Here is a 513-nt window from a genome sequence, read left to right as displayed (position 1 = left end):
ATCCTGATGTCATCGTCGATGCGCATTTTGCTCAAGTTGAGCGCACGATTACCGCCTACGCCAATCCAGACATGATGCCCAAAATTCGTGAGCATCTCAGGCTATCAAAATCTGCCCCTGGTGCCCAAGAAGCCGCTATGCTCGAATCGATGTGTCAGCATTTGGTCGCGGCAGCAGATGCCAATTATGAGCATATTATTTTTGAGACCGCTCCAACTGGACATACTTTGCGATTGCTGGTACTACCAGAGATGATGGGCGCGTGGACAGATGGATTACTGTCACAGCAACGGCGACAGGCGAAACTGCGCTCGGTAGCGACACATTTGGACCGTCACAATCAAAAAGACAGCAGCCAGAAAAAAGATAATAATCAGCAAAATAATGTGGCAAATCCGTTTGCAGAAAAGAAGTCTGACCGCTGGGAGCAAGCAGTATCCGTGCTGGAGAAACGTAAAGAGCTGTTTCGTCAGGCGGGAGCACTGCTGCATGACCGTCAGCAGACTGCTATTG

Annotated in this window: 1 protein-coding gene; it reads left to right on the top strand. The window is 49.7% G+C overall.

Going from position 1 to position 513, the window contains the following annotated elements; genetic code table 11:
• On the top strand, positions 1–513 hold a 513-nt coding region (locus tag AAEY88_RS12580), incomplete at both ends, for an ArsA-related P-loop ATPase (protein ID WP_350562922.1).

Origin of the sequence: Psychrobacter sp. CAL346-MNA-CIBAN-0220 (assembly GCF_040309805.1) — a bacterium.
Classification (GTDB): domain Bacteria; phylum Pseudomonadota; class Gammaproteobacteria; order Pseudomonadales; family Moraxellaceae; genus Psychrobacter.
Note: the sequence above shows the minus strand (reverse complement) of the source record. Positions and strands in the feature narration are given on the sequence as shown.